Consider the following 22953-nt stretch of genomic DNA (forward strand, 5'->3'; position numbering starts at 1 on the left):
CCGCGCCAGGGGCGGAATTGAATGGGGTTTGGCCCTGGCAGAGTTGGTGCAAGACTCGCGGGACCGGAAGGAGCCCTCAACATGAAAACACTTCGGGCGTGGACTCTAAATCTTGTGTTAATCCTTCTTGGCGCCTCTTTGGGGATGACCGCTTTCGCCGGCGACGATCGTTTGTCCATCGAACCCCATCTGGTGCTGCCGCTCGAAACGGAGATCACCGAGACCCAAGCGAAATGCCTGAGTCTGATTGAAGGCGCGGAGATTCGTTTTTGTGCCGGTGAAACGACCGACGACGGAGACGCGCGCATGGAGATCTTTCTGCGCAAGGATTACCGCGGTGAATTCGGCGTGCGCGACGATCGCGGCTCGATGCTGGAGTCGGCGTACGGCCGCTTGGTGAATGCCTGCGGAGTGAAGATCGATCTGACCCTCGAAGAGTTTCGCGACATCGTCGGGACTCCGCTCAAATCCCTGGGGACGGAGAGTTTGAAAGATAAGGCCATGTCGGTTCTCGACATCACCAGTCTTTACTATTTTGACATGGGAATTCGGGACTATTTGCAGTCCGGTCTCAAGTTACCGACCCGTTCGCGTTGCCAAAACAAAGTGTTCCTGGGCATGTGATGAAGACGTTGTGGTTGAGCGCGTTGGCGCTGACATTGGTGGCGGGCCCTCTTCACGCGCGGGATGCGCGTTTCGATCAACTCAAAAAAGACCTGCACATCACGCTCGCCGTGCCCCCGCAGTCGGTGCAATCCGTGATCGGCTTGGCCGGAGACAGTTTGGCGATCGGCTCCAGCGCCGCTTTGCGCGGGGGGCACGACTCCAAAATCGCGCCCCAACGGATTTTCGACACGCCCCGGAGCGCCCAGTTCGGCTTTTCGCGTGCGCTCACGCAAATGGGGATGGCCGGAATCGATTGCGAGGAATGCACATTCGGGTATCGCTGGGCGCGGGCCCGGGCGTTTCCTCGTGAAAATATCTTTTTTGCCGCCCAAGGGGGCGCGCGCGTGGACGCCCTGGGCGAGCAGCTCGACCGGCTGGCGCTCCCGTTGGGGACGCTCCCGTCATTGATCCTGGTGTCCTTTACGGGCAATGACATTTGTTCCGTCCGCAACTTGACGCCGGATGGACGTGCGCTGTCGGAAGAAGGACTTCGCAAAAGCGACGAGGTGCGGGACACCTTGGTGCGTGAGCTGCGCTCGGGCATCGAACGAAATTCCGCCGAGGGCGCGCGGATCGTGATTCTGGGCGCGGCACCGGTTCTGGAGCTTTTGACGAATCCTTCGATTTTGAACCACGAGACGCCGGTGGCCGGCAAAGACGAGGCGGGGCGGGGGCGGACCTGCCGTGAGCTGCGGACGGGCGCTTTCCCGCTGCTGAATCAAATGTGTCCGCTGATCCTGAATACCCGGCCCGAGGACCGCGCCAAACTCGCTTTGATCGGTGAGCTGTACGCGGCGGTGGTCGCCGGCCAGAAGGCCGCGGTCGACGTGCTACGTGCCGAGTTCGCGGCCCGCGGGGTGACGTTGGAATTTAACGATTCTTTTCGCGACGTGAAATTCGCGGAAGGGGACGTCTCGGACGACTGCTTCCACCCCTCCGCAGAGGGACACCGCCGCCTTTTTGAAATGTTGAAGCTTGATTACTGACCGGCGGGTTTGCGTTTTTGCATTTCGATCAGCAGCTTGACCTGCTCGGCGAGCTCGCGGTTCTGCTCTTCCAGACGGTCCATACGCGATTTCAGATCTTGGTTCTCTTGTTTGAGCGCGTTGACATCTTCTTTCACGACCGTGACTTCTTGATCCAGCTCTTGGATCGCCTTCAAGCTCCAGGGGATCAGGCCGACGTAGTTCACGCCCAACATATCGTTGTTCGGACTGATGCGACGAACCAGCTGGGGCACGATCTCTTGGACTTTTTGGGCGATCAAACCGAACTCGACTTTTTTGTCGGGATCGTTTTTCATCGTGTACGAATAAACGGGTAGGGCGCGGACGATGCGCAGACCGTCTTTCAGGGGCGTGATATTTTCCTTCAGGCGCCAGTCGGAAACGTCGGTGATGGTACCGGTGTACTGGATGTCGCCCACGACATCGAGGGTCGCGCCGGGAGACTGGGTTCCGATACCGACGTTGCCGCTCGCGGAGTCAATGACGAAGGGAACCGACCAACTCGAGCCGTTGTAGTATTGGAACTGCAGATCATTGCGGATGCTCGAGTTCGCGTGGTTGTTGCCGGCGGCCTCAATGCCCCAACCGTGCGTGTTCGCCGAGCCCAAGAGATTGTGACCGTTACGGGTCGTCAGAAACAGGCTGGCCCAGGCCGCCGAAGAGGTGCCGTTCAACCCGAGTTGGATATTCGAGTTGCTCGAGGCGTTCGGTGCCAGAGCATGGATCGTCGTGAGGGGGCTGTTCGTTCCAAAACCGACGTTGTTGTTGCTCGCGATGGTCATGGCGACGGTGTCTTCGATGGCGAACTGGATTTTGCCCGAGTTGTCATCGGTATCCGAGTTCAGCACCAACGCATTGTCGAGTACGCCCGAGATCGTGCGGTTGAAGACCTGACTCGAGGTGCCCGCAAGGCCGAGAAGTCCGGTGACGGTGTTGGTGTCCTGTCCCAGGAACAGCATCGGATTGTGATTTTCATTCGTGTTCGTCGGATCGGCGACGATCGCGAGCATGGCATCCCCGGTTTCGGTTTTCACGGCGAGATTCGCGTCGGAAACGTAAGCATCGGACTCCGATCCCACGACGAGGTCGTTCTTGTACCAAGAGTAGCCGTCCGCGTTCAAAACGACGTTATAAAGCGGGGAGCCGTCGGTGGAGTCTTTGCTGTGAACGGCCAGCCACGAGGTGTGACCGGGACCGTCGACGGTCATGACGGGACGGCCCGGCGAACGGACTTCCATTCCGACCGCGGCCTGCGCGGAACGGTAGATCAGCTTTTGCCCGCCGCCGGCAGAGGTCGCGTACAGGTATCCACCATCGTCTGCGGCCGCGTTCGCGCGGAAGTTCAAAGATCCCCGCAGGCGCTGGTCGCCGAAGACATCCAGCTGGGCGCCCGGATTCACGCCCGCGGTGCCCGCGATCGCGACCCATACGTTCGGATCGGTTTTGATGTCGACGCCGTTCGGAGTGAATTTCCATTGTGCGGCGGCTCCGGACACGCCCGTGGTGCCCAGGGTGAAGTCCTGCCAGCTGCCCGCTTGGAAACCCTCGAATTTCGAGTTCGTGGTGTTGTACCGGATCATCCCGTTGATTCCCGTCGGGCGGGCGGCATTGTTCGCGGCCGGAATCACGAGCGCGCTGTTCGAAGACGTCGTACCAACCAAATGCAAGATCCCCGAAGGCGCACTCGTGCCGATTCCGACGCGACCATCGGACCCGATGGTCATGCGGTCCACGGTGGCCGTGGCGTTGGTCGGAGTGGTACCGAAGATGAGGCGTCCGGGAGTGCTCGATGAGGTGTGATCGATGGTCGTCGTCGAGTAAACGCTCGCGCTGGTTCCCCAAGTGGTGCCGGTCGCCCAGCCGTTGAAGGTGAGGGCGCCGATGTACTGGCTTCCCAGCAGGCGGCCGGGCGCGCTGGCGGTCCCGTTGGCGTTGTCCAGCGCGAAAATCGAGTGACCCGAGGTTTGTCCGTTCAAATGGTTGCGGGCGACGATCGCCGGCCAGCGACCACTCGAAGAGGTTGTGTTCCGGACCATCAGCTCGAGGCTTTCATTGTTCCCCTCGACGTGGAATTTGGCGACGGGGCTGGTCGTTCCGATTCCGACGCTTCCGTTGAAATAGTTCCGATCGTTCGCACCGGTTTGGTAGATGCCGAACTGGTTGCCCGCGCCCGCCAGATCCTCGATGTAAAGCCCGTAAGAGTGGTTCAGGCCGGTATTGTTTCCACTGTTTCCGACGTGGAAGCCGATGTACTCCGTCGTGGTGCCGGCGTTGAGAGCCGGGTAGGCCGAGAAGCCGGTGACGCGGTCAACTGTGCCCGAGCCATTCACGAAAGTGACCGCTTGGGCGCCGATCAGACCGGACAAGGAGCCGGTTCCGGATTTGCTGGCCTCATGGAGGGTCGCGATGATTTCGCCGACGTTCCGGTTGTTGTTATTGTAGGTTTCAACGAAATGACCGATGAATTGCGCGCTCGCGGCGTTCGCGGTCGGGTTATACTCGGCGGTGGTCCGGAAGCTGTCGCCCCAGTTCGAGAACACATCCGTTCGCAGCGCGGAGAAGCGAGTGTTTTCGTTGCCGACGAAACCGAGCGGGCCGTAGGTCATGCGACCGTTATTGCTGAAGTTCATGCGTGTGGTCCCATTGGTACGGATCGCGAGAGGATGGTTATCGTTCGTACCGAGCGTTCCGGTCTGGCCGAACGAGTTTCCACCTTGAGCCCAGTTCAGTGAACCGCCGGAATTTGTGATCCATCCCAGATTGCCCGCGCCATCGGTCATCAGGAGCTGCCCGGATGTTCCGGTCGCGGCGGGCAGGGTGAGGGTGTAGTTCGCGGCCATGGCGTCCGCCGCGCGGAGCGAAACGCCGTTCGTACCATTGGCGGCGAGTTCGCGCAGTTGCAAGCGACCCGAGTTGCCGGCGCCAGCCGCGACGGGGCCCGCGATGATCTCGCCGCCCGTGACGTGCAGTTTGCCGTTCGGCGCGGAGGTGCCGATGCCGACGGTTCCCGCGAAGAAGTTGCGGTCGTTCGTGCCACCTTGATAGACGCCATATTGGTTCGTGCCGACCTGATCGTCGAGGTAGATGCCGTAAGATGTCGTGATGGTGGCGCCGCCGCTCAGGGCCGGCGTTCCGGCGTAAAGTCCGAAGTATGAGCCGACACTTCCGCCTGTGATTTCGGCGCCGGCGTCGAAAGCCGCCATGTCGCTCACGTTAGAACGGCTTTGGATGAGCGATTCGAATCCGCGAAGATATCCGATCGGGCCGGTTCCGGTGTCCCATGACGGATTCGAGAGCACGCCGATAATACGGTCGACGGATTGCGACGACTCCATGATCGGGCGTGCATGCAGAGAGATGAATTCCGACAGCGAGCTGGAGGTGTTGCTGACGTGGTTCGTGATCAGCATATTGCTCTTCCAGCCGTCGGCGGTGGTGTTGTGCACCGTGTGGAAGCGGTAAGTTTCGTTGAAGTACGCACTATTCGCGCCGACGAACATCGAGCCCGCCGACGTGATGGTCATCCGCGGCTGATTGTTCGTCTCGAGGACGAGAGATTGCGCGTCGTTCGTGCCGAGCGTTCCGGTCTGACCGAACGAGTTTCCACCTTGAGCCCAGTTCAACGTTCCGCCCGAGTTCGTCATCCACGAGAGATTTCCGGTCGCGTCGGTCGACAGAATCTGCCCGGAAGTTCCGGTCGCGGCGGGCAGGGTGAGCGTGTAATTCGCGGCCATCGCGTCGGACGCGCGGAGCGAAACGCCGTTCGTGCCGTTGGCGGCGAGTTCGCGGAGTTGGAGAACTCCGGCCAATCCTGCCGTGGTGCCCGCGGGACCGGCGATGATCTCGCCGCCGTTGACGTGCAGGCGTCCCGAAGGCGCGGTCGTGCCGATTCCGACGTTGCCACGGAAGAAGTGTTGGATATTGAAGCCAGTAATGGCGGTGACTTCATAGTAACTATTGCCGCCGCCGCCAATGGTGAAGCCTTCGTCGTCGTTTCCGCTCGTGGTGACGTCGATCGAACTTCCCGCGATGGACTTGGTGTACGTTCCCGTATCTTTCCCGATATTCCAGATGTTGGATGTAGCCCCTTCCAGTCCAATGAAGTGGCCGTCATCGAGAACGATATTTCCCGCGGCGACATTCAACTTGGCAATCGGACTCGCCGTCCCGATCCCCACGGAACCACCGGCGGTGATCGCCATACGTGTGGTGCCGTTGGTACGGATCGCGAGAGCATGGTTGTCATTCGTGCCGAGCGTTCCGGTCTGACCGAACGAGTTTCCGCCATGGGCCCAGTTCAGTGATCCGCCCGAGTTCGTCATCCAGCCCAGATTGCCCGCGCCATCGGTCATCAGGAGTTGCCCGGAGATTCCCGTCGCGGCGGGCAGGGTGAGGGTGTAGTTCGCGGCCATGGCGTCCGCCGCGCGGAGCGAAACACCGTTCGTGCCATTGGCGGCGAGCTCGCGGAGTTGTAAACGTCCCGAGTTGCCGGCGCCGGCCGCGAGAGGGCCCGCGATGATTTCGCCGCCCGCGATGTGCAGGGCTCCCGACGGCGCGGCGGTGCCGATACCGACGTTGCCACCGTTGAAGATCGCGGCGTAGTTGTTCGTTGCGCCCGTTGTCGCGTTCACGTTCAAGCCATAGCTGTTCGTGATCCCCGAAACGGCCGTGCTGCGGACCAAGAGGCCCGACGAGTTCGTGATCGTCGCGTTCGTGCCCGCGCGCGGGGGACCTTCGACCGCGACGGCGGCCGCGTTCGTGATGACTCCGCCGGCCGATCCGAAGGCATGGGTCGAAGGAATGACGTTGAACTCACGTTGCAGCGCGATCGCCGTGTTGCCCGAGTGGACGCGGTTTCCGGCCAGATCGAACTGAACCAAGGGCGCCTCGTTGCCGGCGGGAATGGCCGTACCGGCAGTGATGTTGAGGCGGAACAGCGGGTTCACGGAGTTGTCGGTCGCGGCGCTTCTCCAGATGTTGAACGTGCTATCGCCCATTTGGGCGGACACGCTGCCCAGGCCCTGTTCGAGGTAGAAACGGCCGTTGCCTTTCGGGAAGAGGTAAAGATCTTCGTTCGTCGCGCTCGACGTCACCGTCATTTCCACGCCGGCGCCCGCGCTGTCCGAGATGATTTGGATCCCGTTCGCTGAGTTCGCTTTGCTTGCATTCACCGAGAACGCCGGATTCGTGGCGCCGCTCGCGCCGACCGCGAAGGCGAGTGTCGCATTCGAAGTGAACGCCGCCGCGCCGGTCGCTGAAATGGACATGCGCGGGATATTGTTCGTTTCCAGGATCAGGCCGTTATTGTCGTTGGTGCCGAGCGTTCCGGTTTGGCCGAACGAGTTGCCGCCTTGGACCCAACCCAATGTTCCGCCCGGGTTCGTCGCCCACGACAAGTTGCCCGAAGCATCGGTTGCGAGGAACTGTCCGCTTGCGCCCGTCGCGGCGGGAAGCGTGAGCGCGTAGTTCGCGCCGAGAGCGTCCGGTGCGCGGAGAGAGACGCCGTTCGTTCCGTTCACCGCGAGTTCGCGCAGCTGCAAGCTTCCCGCGTTGCCGGCGCCCGTGGCGATGGGACCGATGATCGCTTCGCCACCTTCGATGTGTAGACGGCCCGAAGGCGCGGTCGTGCCAATACCCACTTGGCCGGCGTCGGTGATCCGCATTCTCTCGAGAGGCGTGGTCGTATGGCCCGTCGAGAACTTGATGGGGCGGTTGTTCGTCATCGTCGCGATATGCAAGCCGTTGTTCGCCGAGGATGAGAGGTAACCTTCATTCGGTTGCAACCACGTCGGCAAATAACCCGACGATGTGATACCGACCGAGGTCCGCATGGCGCCATCGTTCGCGGCTTGGAAATGTGTATGGGCGAGCGTTCCGGTGCTGGTGTTCGTCAGCACGACGTTCATGCCCGAGCCATTGTTCGATCCCGAGATCGCCAGGATGTTCGAGGGATTGTTGACGCCGATTCCCAGGTTTCCACCCGCGGTCAGGCGCATCTTTTCGTTGAAGCCGATCGCATTGTCCCAAGTCGTCGTACCTGAATTGTGCTGAGTATAGAACAAGAGGTCGCCGGCGTTCGTTCCGGTGCGTACGGCACCCACGGCCGCGCGACGGACGCCGTCGTCAGTGAACGCCAGGAAGGGACCGCCGCCCGTATTGTCTCCGGTACGCTCCAGATTCATGAAGACGTCACCGACGCCCGCCGTATTGTAGGGGCGTGAAATATGAAGGGGCGCGTTTGGCGTTGCGGTGCCGATCCCGATGGATCCTCCCGCGGTGATCGTCATGCGGGTGGTGCCCGCCGTGCGAATCGCGAGCGCCTGCGCGTCGTTCGTGCCGAGAGTTCCGGTGACGCCGAACGAGTTTCCGCCGTGAACCCAACCCAAAGTTCCACCGGGATTTGTCGCCCACGACAGATTTCCGGCGGAGTCCGTCGACAGGAACTGACCGTTCGTGCCGGTCGCGGCGGGCAGGGTGAGCGTATAGTTCGCGGTGAGCGCGTCGGGGGCGCGCAGCGAGACGCCGTTCGTGCCATTGGCCGTAAGTTCGCGCAATTGTAAGCGGCCGGAGTTTCCCGATCCCGCGGCGAGAGGGCCCGCGATGATTTCACCGCCGGCGACGTGCAGACGTCCCGACGGGGCATTGGTTCCGATACCGACGTCCCCCGCCGAACTGACCCACAGACGGGCGACCGCATTCGTATCGTCGTAAATTTCAAATGCCCCACCCGTAAACAGAAGCGAGTTTCTTGGCGCGGGGGAAGCACCGGAGTCATGGAAGAAGGCCAGTGACTGGGCTCCGCCATTTGAGCCCATAATCGAAACCGTGTCGTTGCCGGTCACGACATGAAATTTTTCGGACGGCGTAGTGGTGCCGATGCCGACCGATCCGCCGGCCGTGACCGTCATGCGCGTGGTGCCTGCGGTGCGAACCGCGAGCGCCTGCGCGTCGTTCGTGCCGAGAGTGCCGGTCACGCCGAACGAGTTGCCGCCTTGGACCCAGCCGAGAGTTCCGCCGGGATTTGTCGCCCACGAGAGGTTGCCGCTCGCATCGGTCGCGAGGAACTGTCCGCTCGATCCGGTCGCAGCGGGCAGGGTGAGCGTATAACTTGCCGCCAGCGCGTTCGGAACCCGCAGTGAAACCGCGTCGGTCCCGTTCCCTGAAGCTTCGCGGATCATGAGCGCCGCACCCGTCGTAGCACTCAGCGGTCCCAGGATCATGTCACCGCCCGCGACGTGCAGACGTCCCGAGGGGGCGAGCGTACCGATCCCGACTTGTCCCGTGCTCGAAATCAGAACACGTCCCGTGTTCGCGGTCGCAAACAAGATCCGTCCCGCGGCATCGTAGTTGCGGATATCCAGTTGGGCGGCGCCGGTTTGGATCTGCGCAAGACCGCCACCCGCCGTGCTGTACGCGGAAACGTTCAGCGCCGCCGCATTCGACTCGACGGTGAAGTTCGCTTTCGCCGAAGCTCCGGCGTTGGTGTTCAGAATACGCATGTCCAAGCTGTTGTTCATGGACGTGTTCATGTCGAATGCCGCGCCCGGTGGCGCCGTACCGATCCCGATCGAGCCACCGGCGGTGAACGTCATGCGGGTGGTGCCGGCGGTGCGGATCGCGAGATCTTGCGCGTCGTTGGTGCCGAGAGTTCCGGTGACGCCGAACGAGTTGCCGCCATGGACCCAACCCAAAGTTCCACCGGGATTTGTCGCCCACGACAGATTACCGGCAGCGTCAGTCGACAGGAATTGTCCCGTCGAGCCGGTCGCCGCAGGAAGAGTCAAAGTATAGTTCGCCGCGAGCGCATCGGGCGCACGCAGTGAAACGCCGTTGGTACCGTTCGCCGCGAGTTCGCGGAATTGCAGACTTCCGGCGTTGCCGGTGCCAGCCGCGACGGGACCCAGGATCGCTTCGCCGCCTTGGATATGCAGTCGTCCCGACGGCGCGTTCGTACCCAGCCCCATATTGCCGCTGGCGTTCAGGCGCATGGCCTCGGCGCCGTTCGCGCGGAACCACAAGGTGTTGATCGCGTGGTCATAGGAAAGTCCACCGGCGAAATTCGTGCTCGGAGAACTGAACTTCACCGCCGAGCCGCCCATCGTTCCCGAAACGACGTTGATCGCGTTCGAGTTGGTCGGCGCGCTGGTGGCGCTTAAGATCAAGAAGTCATCCGCAATGAAAGCGGGATTCGTGGAGCCATTCACCTGGACGTGGAGCTTACCGGACGGCGCGGTCGTGCCGACGCCGATATCGCCCGTTGCACCGATGTTCAGGCGCGTGGTGCCGTTCGTGCGGATCGCGAGGGCTTGCGCGTCGTTGGTACCGAGGGTTCCGGTCGCGCCGAAGGCGTTGCCGCCTTGGACCCAGCCGAGGGTTCCGCCCGAAGTCGAGATCGTGATCGAGCCCGCTTGATTCGCGACGGTGACGCCGGGACCGCCGACGAGATTTCCGATTGCGAAGCCGCCGGTGCCGTTCCCGATCAACAATTGACCGGTGGAGGCCAGCGAACCGTCAAGTCCCGTACCGCCGCGTTCGACGGCGAGGATGCCGGTGTAAATATCCGAAGCGGCGAGATTACGGAAGACGGGTGCACCCGATGCGCCGGTCGGTGCGGCGAAGACCTGCGCGATGCCTTGCGTGCCGAGCGAGATCTGGAACGTACCCGCGCCCGTGATCGGGCCACCGGTCACGTTGAAGATCGACGTCGGCGCTTCCAGACCCACGTTCGTGACCGAACCCGAAATGGTGCCGGCCGAAGTTTGGATGTTCATCCACAGGCCGGCCTCGTAGACTTCGTACTTACCAAGAGTCGTATTGTAACGGAGCATCCCCGCGACGGGAGCGGCGGGCCGAGCGCCGCTGGTGTCGCGCGGAAGCACGAGGGCCGATTGATCGCCGACTCCGCGCAGATCGAGGATCGCTGAATTCGAAACGCCGTTCGTGCCCAAAATCATACGGCCGTCGGCCATCAAGTACATGCGGTCGACATTGTTCGTTGAGAACCACATTGAATCGCTGGCGTGATTGTAGCCGACGCGCCCGTTGTGGCCGTTCGTCCCATTCGTGAAGATGAGCTGTCCGATATCCGCGGATGAGGATTTCAGGACGATGTTCGCGTTCCGGTTGATGGACTCCAAAAGGATTTCGGAGTTACTCGCGACATCGCCCGTATTCGCGTTGTTGTAGATGTGCAGCACGCGGCCCGAGTTCGTGTCCGGAGTTGTCGTGCCGATCCCCACGAGACCCGTCGATGTGATCGTCATCGCGGTCGTGCCGTTCGTGCGCAGCGCGAGAGGGAAGGCGTCGTTCGTCCCGAGGGTTCCGGTCGCACCAAAGGCGTTGCCACCTTGGACCCAGCCGAGCGTTCCGCCCGAAGTCGAGATCGTGATCGAACCCGATTGATTCGCGACGGTCACGCCGGGACCGCCGACGAGGTTTCCGATTGCAAAACCGCCGGTGCCATTGCCGATCAAGAGTTGACCGGTCGTCGCGGCCGATCCATCCAGACCGATCCCGCCGCGTTCGACGGGGAGGATGCCACTGTAGATATCCGAAGCGTCGAGATGACGGAACAAGGGAGCGCCCGTGCTGCCCGTGGGGGCCGCAAAAACCTGGGCGATGCCCTGCGTGCCGAAGCCCAAAGAAATCGTACCCGCACCCGTCAAAGGAGCGCCGGTGATCGTGAAGACCGAGGTCGGGGCTTCGAAGCCCACGTGGGTGACCGCGCCGCTGGCGAGCGGATCCAGCGAAATGCCGATCGTGCCTGACTGGTTCTCGATCAGGACGCCGGACGAACCGACGAGGTTACCGAGAGCAAAGCCGCCGGTGCCATTGCCGATCAAGAGCTGACCGGTCGTCGCGACGGATCCATCCAGACCGCTTCCGCCGCGCTCAACGGGGAGGATTCCGGAATAAATATCCGAGGCCGCCAAGTTGCGGAATGCGGGCGCACCCGAGGCTCCGGTCGGTGCGGCGAAGACCTGCGCGATACCTTGCGTGCCGAGCGAGATCTGGAACGTACCCGCGCCCGTGACGGGACCGCCGCTGACGTTGAAGATCGATGTCGGCGCTTCGAGACCCACGTTCGTGACCGAGCCCGAAACGGTTCCGGTCGACGTTTGGATGTTGGTCCACTGCGAATCTTGATAGACTTCGTAACGGGCGAGGTCCGTATTGTAGCGGATCATCCCCGGCACGCCGGTCGCGGGGCGGTTCGCGGTGTTGTCGCGCGGAACGACGATGGCGCTCGAACCGGGGCCTTGACCGTTGAAGGTCACGAGCGCACCGGTCACCGACGAAGCACCACCGAAAACGGCGGTCGTGTCGAAGTTTGCCGCGCCTTCAAAGTGCGAGGTGCCGCGCACATCGAAGAACGCATTCGGCGTCGCGGTACCGAAACCGAACGAGCCACCCGAAGTGATCGTCATGCGGTCTTGCGCATTCGAACGCAAAATCAACGGGAAGTTGTCGTTCGTTCCGAGGGAACCGGCTTGCCCGAAAGCGTTTCCGCCTTGGACCCAACCCAGGGTTCCCGCCGTGGTCGAAACCGTGATCGAACCCGATTGATTCGTGATCGAAACGCCGGGGCCGCCGACGAGGTTTCCGAGCGCGAAGCCGCCGGTGCCATTGCCGATCAAAAGCTGACCCGTCGAAGCGAGCGATCCGTCCAGCCCAATCCCGCCGCGCTCGACGGGGAGGATGCCGCTGTAGATATCCGATGCGTCGAGATTCCGGAAGAGGGGCGCGCCGGTGCTTCCGGTCGGTGCGGCAAAGACTTGCGCGATGCCCTGGGTGCCGAAGCCCAAAGAAATCGTACCCGCGCCCGTCAAAGGGGCGCCAGTGATCGTGAAGACCGAAGTCGGGGCTTCAAAGCCCACGTGAGTCACCGCACCGCTCGCGAGCGGATCAAGCGAGATGCCGATCGTTCCCGATTGGTTATCGATCAGAACACCCGACGAACCGACGAGGTTCCCGAGAGCGAAGCCGCCGGTGCCGTTGCCGATCAAGAGTTGACCCGTGGAAGCGAGCGAACCGTCGAGACCGATCCCGCCGCGCTCGACCGCGAGAATCCCACTATAAATATCGGAAGCATCGAGGTTACGGAAGCTGGGTGCTCCCGCGCCGCCGGTGGGCGCCGCGAACACTTGCGCAATGCCTTGCGTACCGAGCGAGATCTGGAAGGTTCCGGCGCCGGTGACCGGGCCACCGCTGACGTTGAAGATCGACGTCGGCGCTTCAAGGCCTACGTTGGTCACCGAGCCTGAGATCGTGCCGGTGGAGGTCTGGATATTCATCCACTGCGAATCTTGGTAAACTTCGTAGCGCGCGAGATCCGTGTTGTAACGGATCATGCCCGGAACGCCGGTCGCGGGACGGTTGGCGCTGTTGTCACGGGGAACGACGATCGAGCTCGAACCCGGTCCCTGGCCGTTGAAGGTGACGAGCGCCCCCGTGACCGACGAAGCCCCACCGAAGGTGGCCGTGGCATCGAAATTCGCCGCGCCTTCGAAGTGCGAAGTTCCGCGCACATCGAAGAACGCATTTGGCGTCGCGGTGCCAAAGCCGAATGAACCACCTGACGTGATGGTCATGCGGTCTTGCGCGTTCGAGCGCAAGATGAGCGGGAAGTTGTCGTTCGTACCGAGCGATCCGGCCTGACCGAAGATGTTGCCACCTTGGACCCAGCCGAGCGTTCCCGAAGTTGTCGAGACCGTGATCGAACCGGATTGGTTGGTGATCGCCACGCCGGGACCGCCGACGAGATTTCCGAGCGCGAAACCGCCGGTCCCGTCTCCGATCAGAAGTTGACCCGTCGAAGCGGCCGATCCGTCCAGGCCAATCCCGCCGCGTTCGACGGGGAGGATGCCGCTATAGATATCCGATGCATCGAGATGACGGAAAAGAGGTGCACCCGAACCACCCGTGGGCGCCGCGAAGACTTGCGCAATACCTTGCGTGCCGAAACCCAAAGCGATGGTGCCCGCGCCGGTCAAAGGAGCGCCGGTAATGGTGAAGACCGATGTGGGGGCTTCAAAGCCCACGTGCGTGACCGCGCCACTCGCGAGCGGATCAAGCGAGATGCCGATCGTTCCCGATTGGTTGTCGATCAGAACACCCGAAGAACCGACGAGGTTTCCGAGCGCGAAGCCACCGGTGCCGTCTCCGATCAAGAGTTGACCGGTCGACGCGAGCGATCCATCCAGGCCGATCCCGCCGCGCTGAACGGGCAGGATGCCGCTGTAAATATCCGACGCATCAAGATTACGGAACGACGGCGCACCTGCGCCACCCGTGGGCGCGGCGAAGACTTGCGCGATGCCTTGAGTGCCGAGCGAGATCTGGAACGTGCCGGCGCCCGTGACGGGACCGCCGCTGACGTTAAAGATCGAGGTCGGCGCTTCGAGGCCCACATTCGTGACCGAGCCCGAGATCGTGCCGGTGGAGGTCTGGATGTTCATCCACTGCGAGTCTTGATAAACTTCGTAGCGCGCGAGATCCGTGTTGTAACGGATCATCCCGGGAACACCCGTCGCCGGGCGGTTGGCGGTATCGTCACGGGGAACGACGATGGCGCTTGAGCCGGGACCTTGACCGTTGAAAGTGGCCAGCGCGCCGGTCACGCCGCTTCCTCCGCCAAAGACGTTGGTTCCCGAGAAGTGCGCATCGCCGCGCACGTCGAAGAACGCGCCGGGAGTCGCGGTGCCGAAACCGAACGAACCACCCGACGTGATGGTCATGCGGTCCTGCGCGTTCGAGCGTAAGATGAGCGGGAAGTTGTCGTTCGTGCCGAGGGAGCCGGCTTGACCGAAGATGTTGCCACCTTGAACCCAGCCGAGTGTTCCCGAAGTCGTCGAGACCGTGATCGAGCCCGATTGATTCGTGATCGCGACGCCGGGTCCGCCGACGAGATGGCCAAGAGCAAATCCAGCAGAGCCGTCACCGATCAGAAGTTGACCCGTCGAAGCGGCCGATCCATCCAGACCGATCCCGCCGCGTTCGACGGGGAGGATGCCACTATAAATGTCGGAGGCATCAAGGTTACGGAAAAGAGGAGCGCCGGTACTTCCGGTCGGCGCGGCAAAAACCTGGGCGATGCCTTGCGTACCGAAGCCCAAAGAAATCGTACCCGCGCCCGTCAAAGGCGCGCCGGTGATCGTGAAGACCGAAGTCGGCGCTTCGAAGCCGACATGTGTGACCGCACCACTCGCGAGCGGATCCAGCGAAATCCCGATCGTGCCCGATTGGTTTTCAACGATCACTCCCGAAGAGCCGACCAGATGTCCCAGCGCGAAACCGCCGGTGCCGTTGCCGATCAACAGCTGGCCGGTCGACGCGAGCGATCCATCCAGCCCGATCCCGCCGCGCTCGACGGCGAGGATACCACTATAGATGTCCGACGCATCGAGATTACGGAAGCCGGGTGCGCCCGCGCCACCGGTGGGGGCCGCAAAAACTTGCGCGATACCTTGCGTACCCAAAGTGATTTGGAACGTGCCCGCACCCGTGATGGGTCCGCCGCTGACGTTGAAGATCGACGTCGGCGCTTCCAGACCTACGTTCGTGACCGAACCCGAGATCGTGCCGGTCGAGGTCTGAATATTCATCCACTGCGCGTCCTGGTAAACTTCGTAGCGACCGAGATCCGTATTGTAACGGATCATGCCCGGAACGCCCGTGGTGGGACGGTTGGCGCTGTTATCGCGCGGAACGACGATCGAGCTTGAGCCCGGTCCTTGGCCGTTGAAGGTCACGAGCGCACCGGTGACCGACGAAGCTCCGCCGAAAACCGCGGTCGCATCGAAGTTCGCCGCGCCCTCAAAGCGCGAATCGCCGCGGACATCAAAGAATGCATTCGGCGTCGCGGTACCGAAGCCGAACGAGCCACCCGAAGTGATGGTCATGCGGTCCTGCGCGTTCGAGCGCAAGATGAGAGGGAAGTTGTCGTTCGTGCCGAGCGAGCCCGCTTGGCCGAAGGCGTTGCCACCTTGCACCCAACCCAAAGTTCCTGTCGTGGTCGAGACCGTGATCGAACCGGATTGGTTGGTGATCGCCACGCCGGGACCACCGACGAGGTTTCCGAGCGCGAAGCCACCGGTGCCGTCGCCGATCAAGAGCTGACCCGTCGAGGCCGCCGATCCATCCAGGCCGATCCCGCCGCGTTCGACCGGAAGAATGCCACTATAGATATCCGAAGCATCCAGATTACGGAAGAGCGGCGCACCGGCTCCGCCCGTGGGCGCGGCGAAGACCTGCGCGACGCCCTGAGTGCCGAAGCCCAAAGCGATGGTGCCCGCGCCCGTCAAAGGTGCGCCGGTGATGGTGAAGACCGAAGTCGGCGCTTCGAAGCCGACGTGAGTCACCGCGCCGCTTGCGAGCGGGTCGAGGGAGATGCCGATCGTTCCGGATTGATTGTCGACGATCACGCCCGACGAACCGACGATGTTCCCCAGCGCGAAACCGCCGGTGCCGTTACCGATCAAGAGTTGACCCGTGGACGCCAGCGAGCCGTCGAGCCCGATCCCGCCGCGTTCGACGGCCAGGATCCCGCTATACATATCCGATGCATCCAAATTACGGAAAGAGGGGACACCCGCGCCACCCGTGGGGGCCGCGAAAATCTGCGCGATGCCTTGCGTACCTAAGGTCAAAGAAATGGTGCCGGCCCCAGTCAGCGGTGCGCCCATAACATCGAAGATCGAAGGCGCTTGGAAGCCGACATGAGTGACCGCGCCGCTGGCGTTGGGGTCGAATTGGATGCCGATTGATCCGCTTTGATTGTGGATGATCACACCTGAAGAGCCATACAGATTTCCGAGGGCGAAGCCGCCGGTGCCGTCACCGATGAGCAGCTGACCTGTCGTCGCCACCGAGCCATCCAGACCGGTTCCGCCACGCTCCACGCCCAAAGTTCCGGTCGTGATCTTCGCGGCATCCAGATCCGGAATACGTGCGATATCGAAAGTGCCCGAGGTGATTTTCGCCGCGTCCAAATCGGGGATGCGGGCGATATCAAAAGTTCCAGAGGTGATCTTCGCGGCATCCAGGTCCGGAATGCGCGCGATATCGAAGGTGCCGGTCGTGATCTTCGAAGCGTCCAGATCAGGAATATCGGATGCATCCATCGGGCGGAAGAGCGGGATGCCCGTGGTTCCGGTTGCGCCCGTGGGCGCGGCGAAGATGTAACCGACGTTTTGCGCTTGGAACGAAACCTCGAAGCTTCCGTTGGACGTCACCGGTCCACCCAGAACTTCGAAGACGTCGTTGGGCATTTGCAGATCCACCGAAGTCACCGCGCCGCTGTTTTTCGCTTCGCAGTTCCAACCCAGGGTCAGATCCCACACGAGAACTTCGCCGGGTGAACAGGATTTACCTTCAAAGCGTGAAGCCATGCTGTTGTAAACGGGAAGTTCGCCGTTATTGAAAACACCGTTCCCAAGTCCGCCGTTCACGACGCCCAAAGTGCCGATGAGCTTCGAAACGTTCAGGCTGGTGATATCGTCGTCAACCAGAGTACGGAAAAGCGGTTGACCGGTCCCGCCCGTCGGCGCGGCCAGAACGCCCGAGCTCGCATCGGCGAAGCCGATCGAAATCGTGCCGCGATCGGTGATGGGGCCACCGGAAACGGCGATCACGCCGCTCGAAGATGAAACGGCGTCGACTAAATTCACCGCGGCGAGGGTGCCGAGGGTCGTCGAGATCTGCGTGTCCACGTAGTTTTTGGTCGCGGCGTCTTGCAGGTCGATGGGATCCATCAAACCTTTGAAAAGTTTCGCGCCAAAGTCGACCTGCGGAGCTTCCGCGAGGTTATAAAGAATCGAAAATCCCATCGTCGAGAACGAGCGTGTCGGCTCGTGCGCGCCCACGGGGTTGACTTTCATCAGGTAGGGGGCCGAGTAGCCGCCGATCATCTCGGCGTTCGTGGCTTGGATCGCGAACGGCACCGCTTTGATCGGTCCGTCGAACGTGCGGACCGCGTTCGCACCGTCGAACATCGTGACGACCATCACGCGGTCGTCGGTCGCGGTCGGCGTGTAGGTCGTGCCGTCATCGCAAGTCAGGCCCGTCAGCGCCAGCGCGGATTCGTTCAAGAACACGTTCGTGAAGGTGGCCGAGCCACCGGCATTTCCGCCCGAGAGACGTTTCGAAGCGTCACCCGCTTCTACCGCGAACGCGCCCTTCTGGAAGAAGACGTCTTTCTCTTCGCCCCACAGCAAGCAACGCTTGGGATCGGGAGAGTAGATTTTAATCTGCACTTTGAACGTGCCTTCGAGCGGCGTTCCATCGGGGCGAAGCACGCGTCCCTGGTAGACAAGTTTGCGATTGTTCGCATGCGCGATCGACGCGAAACCGGCGAGGGTCGCGGAGATCATCAAGGCCAGAAGGAATGGCTTCAGCATGCGGTTCAGTGGGTGCCCCTTCAAAAAACAAATGCGAACAAAAGTTCGTAAGTTGTTTTCGGCATTCTCGAGTCATTTCATGAGTTAAGAACGTATATTCTCGACTTGAGGCGGTTCCGGAAGTCGACTGGACCTGAGGACGAAAGAAGGGCTTTTTGGCGAAGTTGTGGACGAACAAAGTGTCTCGAAACGAAAAAGCCCGGCTTTTGGCCGGGCTTCCTGACGTTCGTCCGCTTCTCAAGATGGGGCGGACGCTACTTTGGGTTTGTTAATCTTAGCGAACGCTTTGGGTGACGAAGACGCCTTCGAGTTCGTACTCGCCGCGCAGGTTCGAGTCGGTTTGAAAACGAATTTGCGGACGGGCGCGGGGCGCGATGACGGTGACGATCTCGCCTTCGATGCGATCGCGTTTGAGTGAGGTATTTTTCGAATGGCTATTCGAAAGTTGGCCGACGAATTTACGCGTGGTCGCGCTGAAGTAAAGTGAAGCTTCCCCTCCGTGTATTTCTTCTTTAATGTGGACAGGGATGGCGGCGCCTTTAAAGGAAACCTACAACCGGGTCTCGACGGACTCCGTGAAAAAACACACGGGGAAGGATTGGTCCGCGTGGTTCGCGCTTTTGGAAAAACGCGGCGCCTCATCCTTCACGCACCAAGAGATCGTCGCCTATCTCGCGCAAAAGCAGAAGCTCACCCCGTGGTGGCAACAGGTCGTCGCGGTGGGTTTTGAAATTCACGCGGGCCTTCGTGTCGAAGGGCGAAATCTCAAAGGATCATGGAGCGCGACGATCTCCAAAGCGCTGTGGCGTCCGCAGCGGGAAGTTTGGGACTACATGATGAGCGAAGAGGGGCTCGCGGACTGGCTCGAACCTCTCGAAGGACTGCGTTTGGTGAAGGGCGCGACGTTCGAAGCGCCGGACGGAATTTTCGGAGAGGTGCGTAGTTTCCTGGCGCCCCAACGTTTGCGTTTGCGGTTTCAAGATGCCGAAATTCCGAAGCCTTGGACCCTGCAAGTTTGGGTGATCGCGCGGCCCCAAGGTCGTTCGATCGTCGTGTTCACGCCCGAGGGTCTATCGAGCGCGCGTGAGCGGCAAAAGCAACGTGAACAGTGGCGCGCGGCCGTCGAACGTCTCGCCACGAAACTCCCGCCAATAACAAAGACGAAGAAATCGCTCCAATCTGAGAAACCCCCTCGCGGAAAACGGCGGCCCTCCGTAAAGTAAAGGGATGGGGAATTGGGGTCGTTTCGTCTTCGTTTTCGTTCTGTCGCTCGCGACGGCGGTTCTGATGCAGAACTGCAAACCCGTTCTTCAACTCAAAGACATCTCGATCGAAGCTGATTCTAAATCTCTCGCGCAACTGGGTTTTGGCGGCGAAGGTTACGAAGGCAAGATCTACCTCGCGCTCGCGAACCAGTCCTGCGCGGATTCCACCAAAGTCGATGCGCGGATCGAAGTGCGTGAGGGCACGGCCCAGTATCTGCGCCGTGACTGCCAAGATTTAGCGGTGCCCGAGACGCTCTCGGCGCTTCCGGATGCGACGGCCTTTCAATTCGAGCATGACTCGCGCCGGTTTGAACTGGAGTACGTGATCTCGGAAGGGGTCGGCGTGAAAACGAGCGGCGTGACGCTCGGAGCGTACGCGCCGGCACGTCGTGAATACGGTCTGGGCTCGACTTACGGTCTGCAGGCGGTACCGCTGGGCGCGAACCACATCCTGGTCGCGCAGGCGCATTTCCCCTCGGTGGAAACGCAAGGCGAAGTCGTCGGCTCGGTTCGTCTCTTCGAACGCCAAGGATTCAAACTCGTCGAAACCCACAAGCTGCAGGTCGATTTGCCGGGAGTCGACGTCGACTACGTCGATCCGCTCGTCAACTTCGCGCCGCTCGGTGAAAATCGCGCGGTGCTGTTCATGACCAGTTACAACGACTCCGGCAAGGGTTTGCAAACCCTGATCGTCGAACGCAGCGGCACGAAGATCGCGGCCGTGCGCGCGGGACCGTGGTTCCCGGCGACGGGGCGCGGGGTGAGCGGAACGCCGGTGGACGCCGGTCGCGTCGTGGTCGCTTACGAAAACGAAACGCAAGTCGAGTACCGCGTGCTCGACGCGCGCGATCCGGCGAAGGTGATCATGGGGGCGGCGCTGACGTCTCCGGCCGAGGCGCTTCCGCTCGCGAAAGGGGCGGCGCTCAACGTGCCGGCCTTCTTGGCGACCACGAATCCCCACGTCTTCCGCGTCGTGCGCGAGAACGAAGGGGTCGCGGGAACGTCGGGTCAGCTGGGACAATTCGAGCTGACCGTCGACGGCAATACCTTGACGGGACGTACGCCTTCCATTCTGGAAGTGGGAGCCGACGCCCGCTACCCCGTCGTCGTCGGAAGCGAGAAGAAGGGGATTCTCATCGCGCAGGTCGATCATGAGCACATCGATCAGGCGCTCGTGTGGACGCCGATCATCGACGGTCAAGTGCAAAGCCGTCGCTTCCTGTCCGAGGGCAACCAAACCGGCGAACCCGTGGGGCTCGTCTCGATGGCGGGAAGCCGCTCGCTGTTCGTGAACGACCTCGCGATTCTGCGTCTGCCCGAGATGGCGGACGATCGCATGTGGATGTTCGATCCCGTCGCGGGTCGCGTGCGTCCGATGAACCTCTACTTCAAACACAATTTTTCGATGGGAACGGGACGTCTGTTCTCGTCGGGACCTTTCATCGTCTACACCCATCAAGAGGCGGGGCAAGCGCGGATCGGCATGATCTCGGTCCCCGAAAATCTGGATGAGTAGCTACGCGCCCCAAGCCATCGAAGAGTTGATCCGTTTAGGGCGTCTGAAAGAGGCCGCCACGCTTTTGAAGCGCGTGGACGCGCGCGACGTTCCCCGTATGGAAAAGGTGAAATTCGCGAATCTCTGCCGCCGGACGGGTTTGATCGCGCTGGCGCTGAAAGCGCTCCGGCCGCGGATCTTCGATCCGAAATCCGGGGCGAAGCTCGCGGACGCGACGGGCGAAGAGCGGGCCGAGTACGCGATGCTCCTCATGCGTTTGGGCGCCGTACGCGAAGCCGCGCGGGATCTGACCGAAATCACGGACTACAAACCCGCGCCCCTGTACCGCGCCTTCGCGCGCATCACGACCTGGGACTACCGTCTGGCGCGTACGGATCTACGTGCGTACCTCGCTCAAGAGCTGGACGTTTACCAGCGCCGCATCGGTGAAATGAACCTGGCGGCGGCGGCCTACTACGCGGGTGATTTGGAAGAAGCGCACTTCGCCGTCCGCAGCGTGCTGCGAACCGCCGAGGGACGACTGCGCGCGAACGCGCTCGAGATGCATGCGCGCATTCTGCACGAGACCGGTGACGTCCCGCAGGCCGAAAAAGCCCTGACCGAGGCCGAAACTCTGCTGGCGGGATCCTCCAGCTACGATCAGCTATTTTTGGTTGGACTTCGCTCATACTTCACGGCGATGCGCACGGGGGAGACCGGCGCGATCGCGTCGTTCCGCGAAGAGGCGCGGGCGCGCGGACGTTTCGAAAGCGTGCGTGAGGCCGATGCGTTTGAGTTGCGCGTGCGTCCGGATCCGGAGTTGTTCGCCAATCTCTATTTCGGCACGCCCTATGTCGCCTTTCGCCGTTTGGTCGCGCAGCAAACGGGACTTCAGCCCGCCGATCGCGTTCACGTCTGGGGCACAGGGGAGAAGATCCTTGATCTGGATCCACTCGTCGGTTTACCGAGCGCGCTGGAGGGAAAGCTGGGGCTTTTGCTACGTGTTCTGGCCTCGGACCGATACCGGCCTTTCGCGGCGGGAACGCTGTTTCAAGAGCTCTATCCGAACGAATACTTCGATTTTCAAACGTCACCGGCGCGCGTGAAGCAACTCGTTTACCGTGTACGCGTGGAGCTGGCCCGCGACTTCCCGGAGCTTCAGATCGTGAACCGCGCCTCGCTCTTCACGTTAGAGATCTCTCCGGGCGTGCGTCTGCGTACGGCGCTTGAAGCCGATATCTCGACGGCCAACGGCGATTTTCTTTTCCAATTGCGCCACCACTTCGGCGATACGGAGTTCGGCGCCCGCGATCTCGAATCCAAATTGGGCTTGTCCTCCGCGCAGCTGCGCCGCCGTCTGACTGAGGCCTTGGCCAGCGGCGAACTCGAACGCTTCGGCGCCGGCCCGGCGACCCGCTACGCGCTCTCCTTGACGGCGCGGGTGGTTCCGACCCGCTTCAAATCCGCAGCGTAGGCGCGGCGGACGTTTCTTCGCGGCGGGCTCCGCCACCTTCACATGAAATGACCGAGTGTTCGCGCTCCGAACGGGGGGCGGGTTTGTCGGTGCGTCGGGGTTCGGGGCTATTCTCGGGGTGAGCCTTTCGCTTGCGGCGACCGTTTCTTTGGAATTCGTAGGGGCTTGGCTGGCTGGCTGGCTGGCTGGCTGGCGGCGCGTGCCTCAGGCCGCCGGCTTCGCCGTGCGCAGGAAAATGGCGATGTATTCGGCCGAGGCGACCGCGTACTGATGCTGCGGCCCGTGCCCGGCGCTCGGGAAGGTCAGCAGCTGCAGGTTCGGGATCTGCTGGTTCAGCGCGTACCAGTTCTCGACCGGGAAGATGATGTCGTGGTCGCCGCCGATGTGCAGCATCGGGATCGACGTGGTCTTCAGCCCTTCGAGCACGGCCTCGGACGGGAAGACCGGATTGCGCGGTCCGCCGCTGATCCATTCGCGCGCCCACAGGCCGTCGACCTTCGGCCCCGGATCGCGGCGCGCCGCCATGCGCTGCAGCGAGGCCGCCGATTCGGCGCGCGAGTTCGGGGACTGCGGCTCGAAGAACAGCACGACGTTGTCCTCGGCCGTGTTGAATTCCTTGCCGGCGGTCTCGAAGAACAGCGGTTCGGCG

The 22953-nt window shown here is 61.9% G+C and carries 8 protein-coding genes; 6 read left to right on the plus strand and 2 right to left on the minus strand.

The window, feature by feature from the left end:
* The first annotated feature begins 81 nt into the window (after nucleotides 1-81).
* Nucleotides 82-624 (plus strand): hypothetical protein, encoded by a 543-nt coding sequence (locus tag KF767_18050; GenBank protein MBX3019795.1) that lies wholly within the window; start codon nucleotides 82-84, stop codon nucleotides 622-624.
* Complete coding sequence (locus KF767_18055) at nucleotides 624-1652, plus strand: hypothetical protein (GenBank protein ID MBX3019796.1); 1029 nt, start codon at nucleotides 624-626, stop codon at nucleotides 1650-1652. The genes KF767_18050 and KF767_18055 overlap by 1 nt, the downstream gene beginning before the upstream one ends.
* Here KF767_18055 and KF767_18060 read toward each other — a convergent pair.
* Nucleotides 1646-18070 (minus strand): tail fiber domain-containing protein, encoded by a 16425-nt coding sequence (locus KF767_18060; GenBank protein ID MBX3019797.1) that lies wholly within the window; start codon nucleotides 18068-18070, stop codon nucleotides 1646-1648. The two genes, KF767_18055 and KF767_18060, sit on opposite strands and share 7 nt — an antisense overlap.
* A gap of 265 nt (nucleotides 18071-18335) precedes the next feature.
* Between KF767_18060 and KF767_18065 the strand changes: the two genes are divergently transcribed.
* From KF767_18065 to KF767_18080, 4 genes are all read left to right on the plus strand, one after another.
* Nucleotides 18336-18488, plus strand: a complete 153-nt coding sequence (locus KF767_18065; GenBank protein MBX3019798.1) for a hypothetical protein — start codon at nucleotides 18336-18338, stop codon at nucleotides 18486-18488.
* Between the two features lie 109 nt (nucleotides 18489-18597).
* Nucleotides 18598-19293, plus strand: a complete 696-nt coding sequence (locus tag KF767_18070) for a hypothetical protein (GenBank protein ID MBX3019799.1) — start codon at nucleotides 18598-18600, stop codon at nucleotides 19291-19293.
* Between the two features lie 4 nt (nucleotides 19294-19297).
* Nucleotides 19298-20851 (plus strand): hypothetical protein, encoded by a 1554-nt coding sequence (locus tag KF767_18075; GenBank protein ID MBX3019800.1) that lies wholly within the window; start codon nucleotides 19298-19300, stop codon nucleotides 20849-20851.
* A complete protein-coding gene (locus tag KF767_18080) occupies nucleotides 20844-22304 on the plus strand; it encodes a hypothetical protein (protein MBX3019801.1) in 1461 nt (486 codons plus the stop codon). Before KF767_18075 ends, KF767_18080 begins: the two co-directional genes overlap by 8 nt.
* Nucleotides 22305-22508: 204 nt before the next feature.
* Here KF767_18080 and KF767_18085 read toward each other — a convergent pair.
* On the minus strand, nucleotides 22509-22953 hold a 445-nt coding region (locus KF767_18085), incomplete at its 5' end, for an alpha/beta hydrolase (GenBank protein ID MBX3019802.1).

The sequence above is a fragment of the Pseudobdellovibrionaceae bacterium genome, assembly GCA_019637875.1.
Taxonomy (GTDB): domain Bacteria; phylum Bdellovibrionota; class Bdellovibrionia; order Bdellovibrionales; family Bdellovibrionaceae; genus JAHBUW01.

What these genes read in the sequence shown, in the direction of transcription:
- KF767_18050 (MBX3019795.1), top strand. Translation starts at nt 82, where the DNA reads ATGAAAACACTTCGGGCGTGGACTCTAAATCTTGTGTTAATCCTTCTT.
- KF767_18055 (MBX3019796.1), top strand. Translation starts at nt 624, where the DNA reads ATGAAGACGTTGTGGTTGAGCGCGTTGGCGCTGACATTGGTGGCGGGC.
- KF767_18060 (MBX3019797.1), bottom strand. Translation starts at nt 18,070, where the DNA reads ATGCTGAAGCCATTCCTTCTGGCCTTGATGATCTCCGCGACCCTCGCC.
- KF767_18070 (MBX3019799.1), top strand. Translation starts at nt 18,598, where the DNA reads ATGGCGGCGCCTTTAAAGGAAACCTACAACCGGGTCTCGACGGACTCC.
- KF767_18075 (MBX3019800.1), top strand. Translation starts at nt 19,298, where the DNA reads ATGGGGAATTGGGGTCGTTTCGTCTTCGTTTTCGTTCTGTCGCTCGCG.
- KF767_18080 (MBX3019801.1), top strand. Translation starts at nt 20,844, where the DNA reads ATGAGTAGCTACGCGCCCCAAGCCATCGAAGAGTTGATCCGTTTAGGG.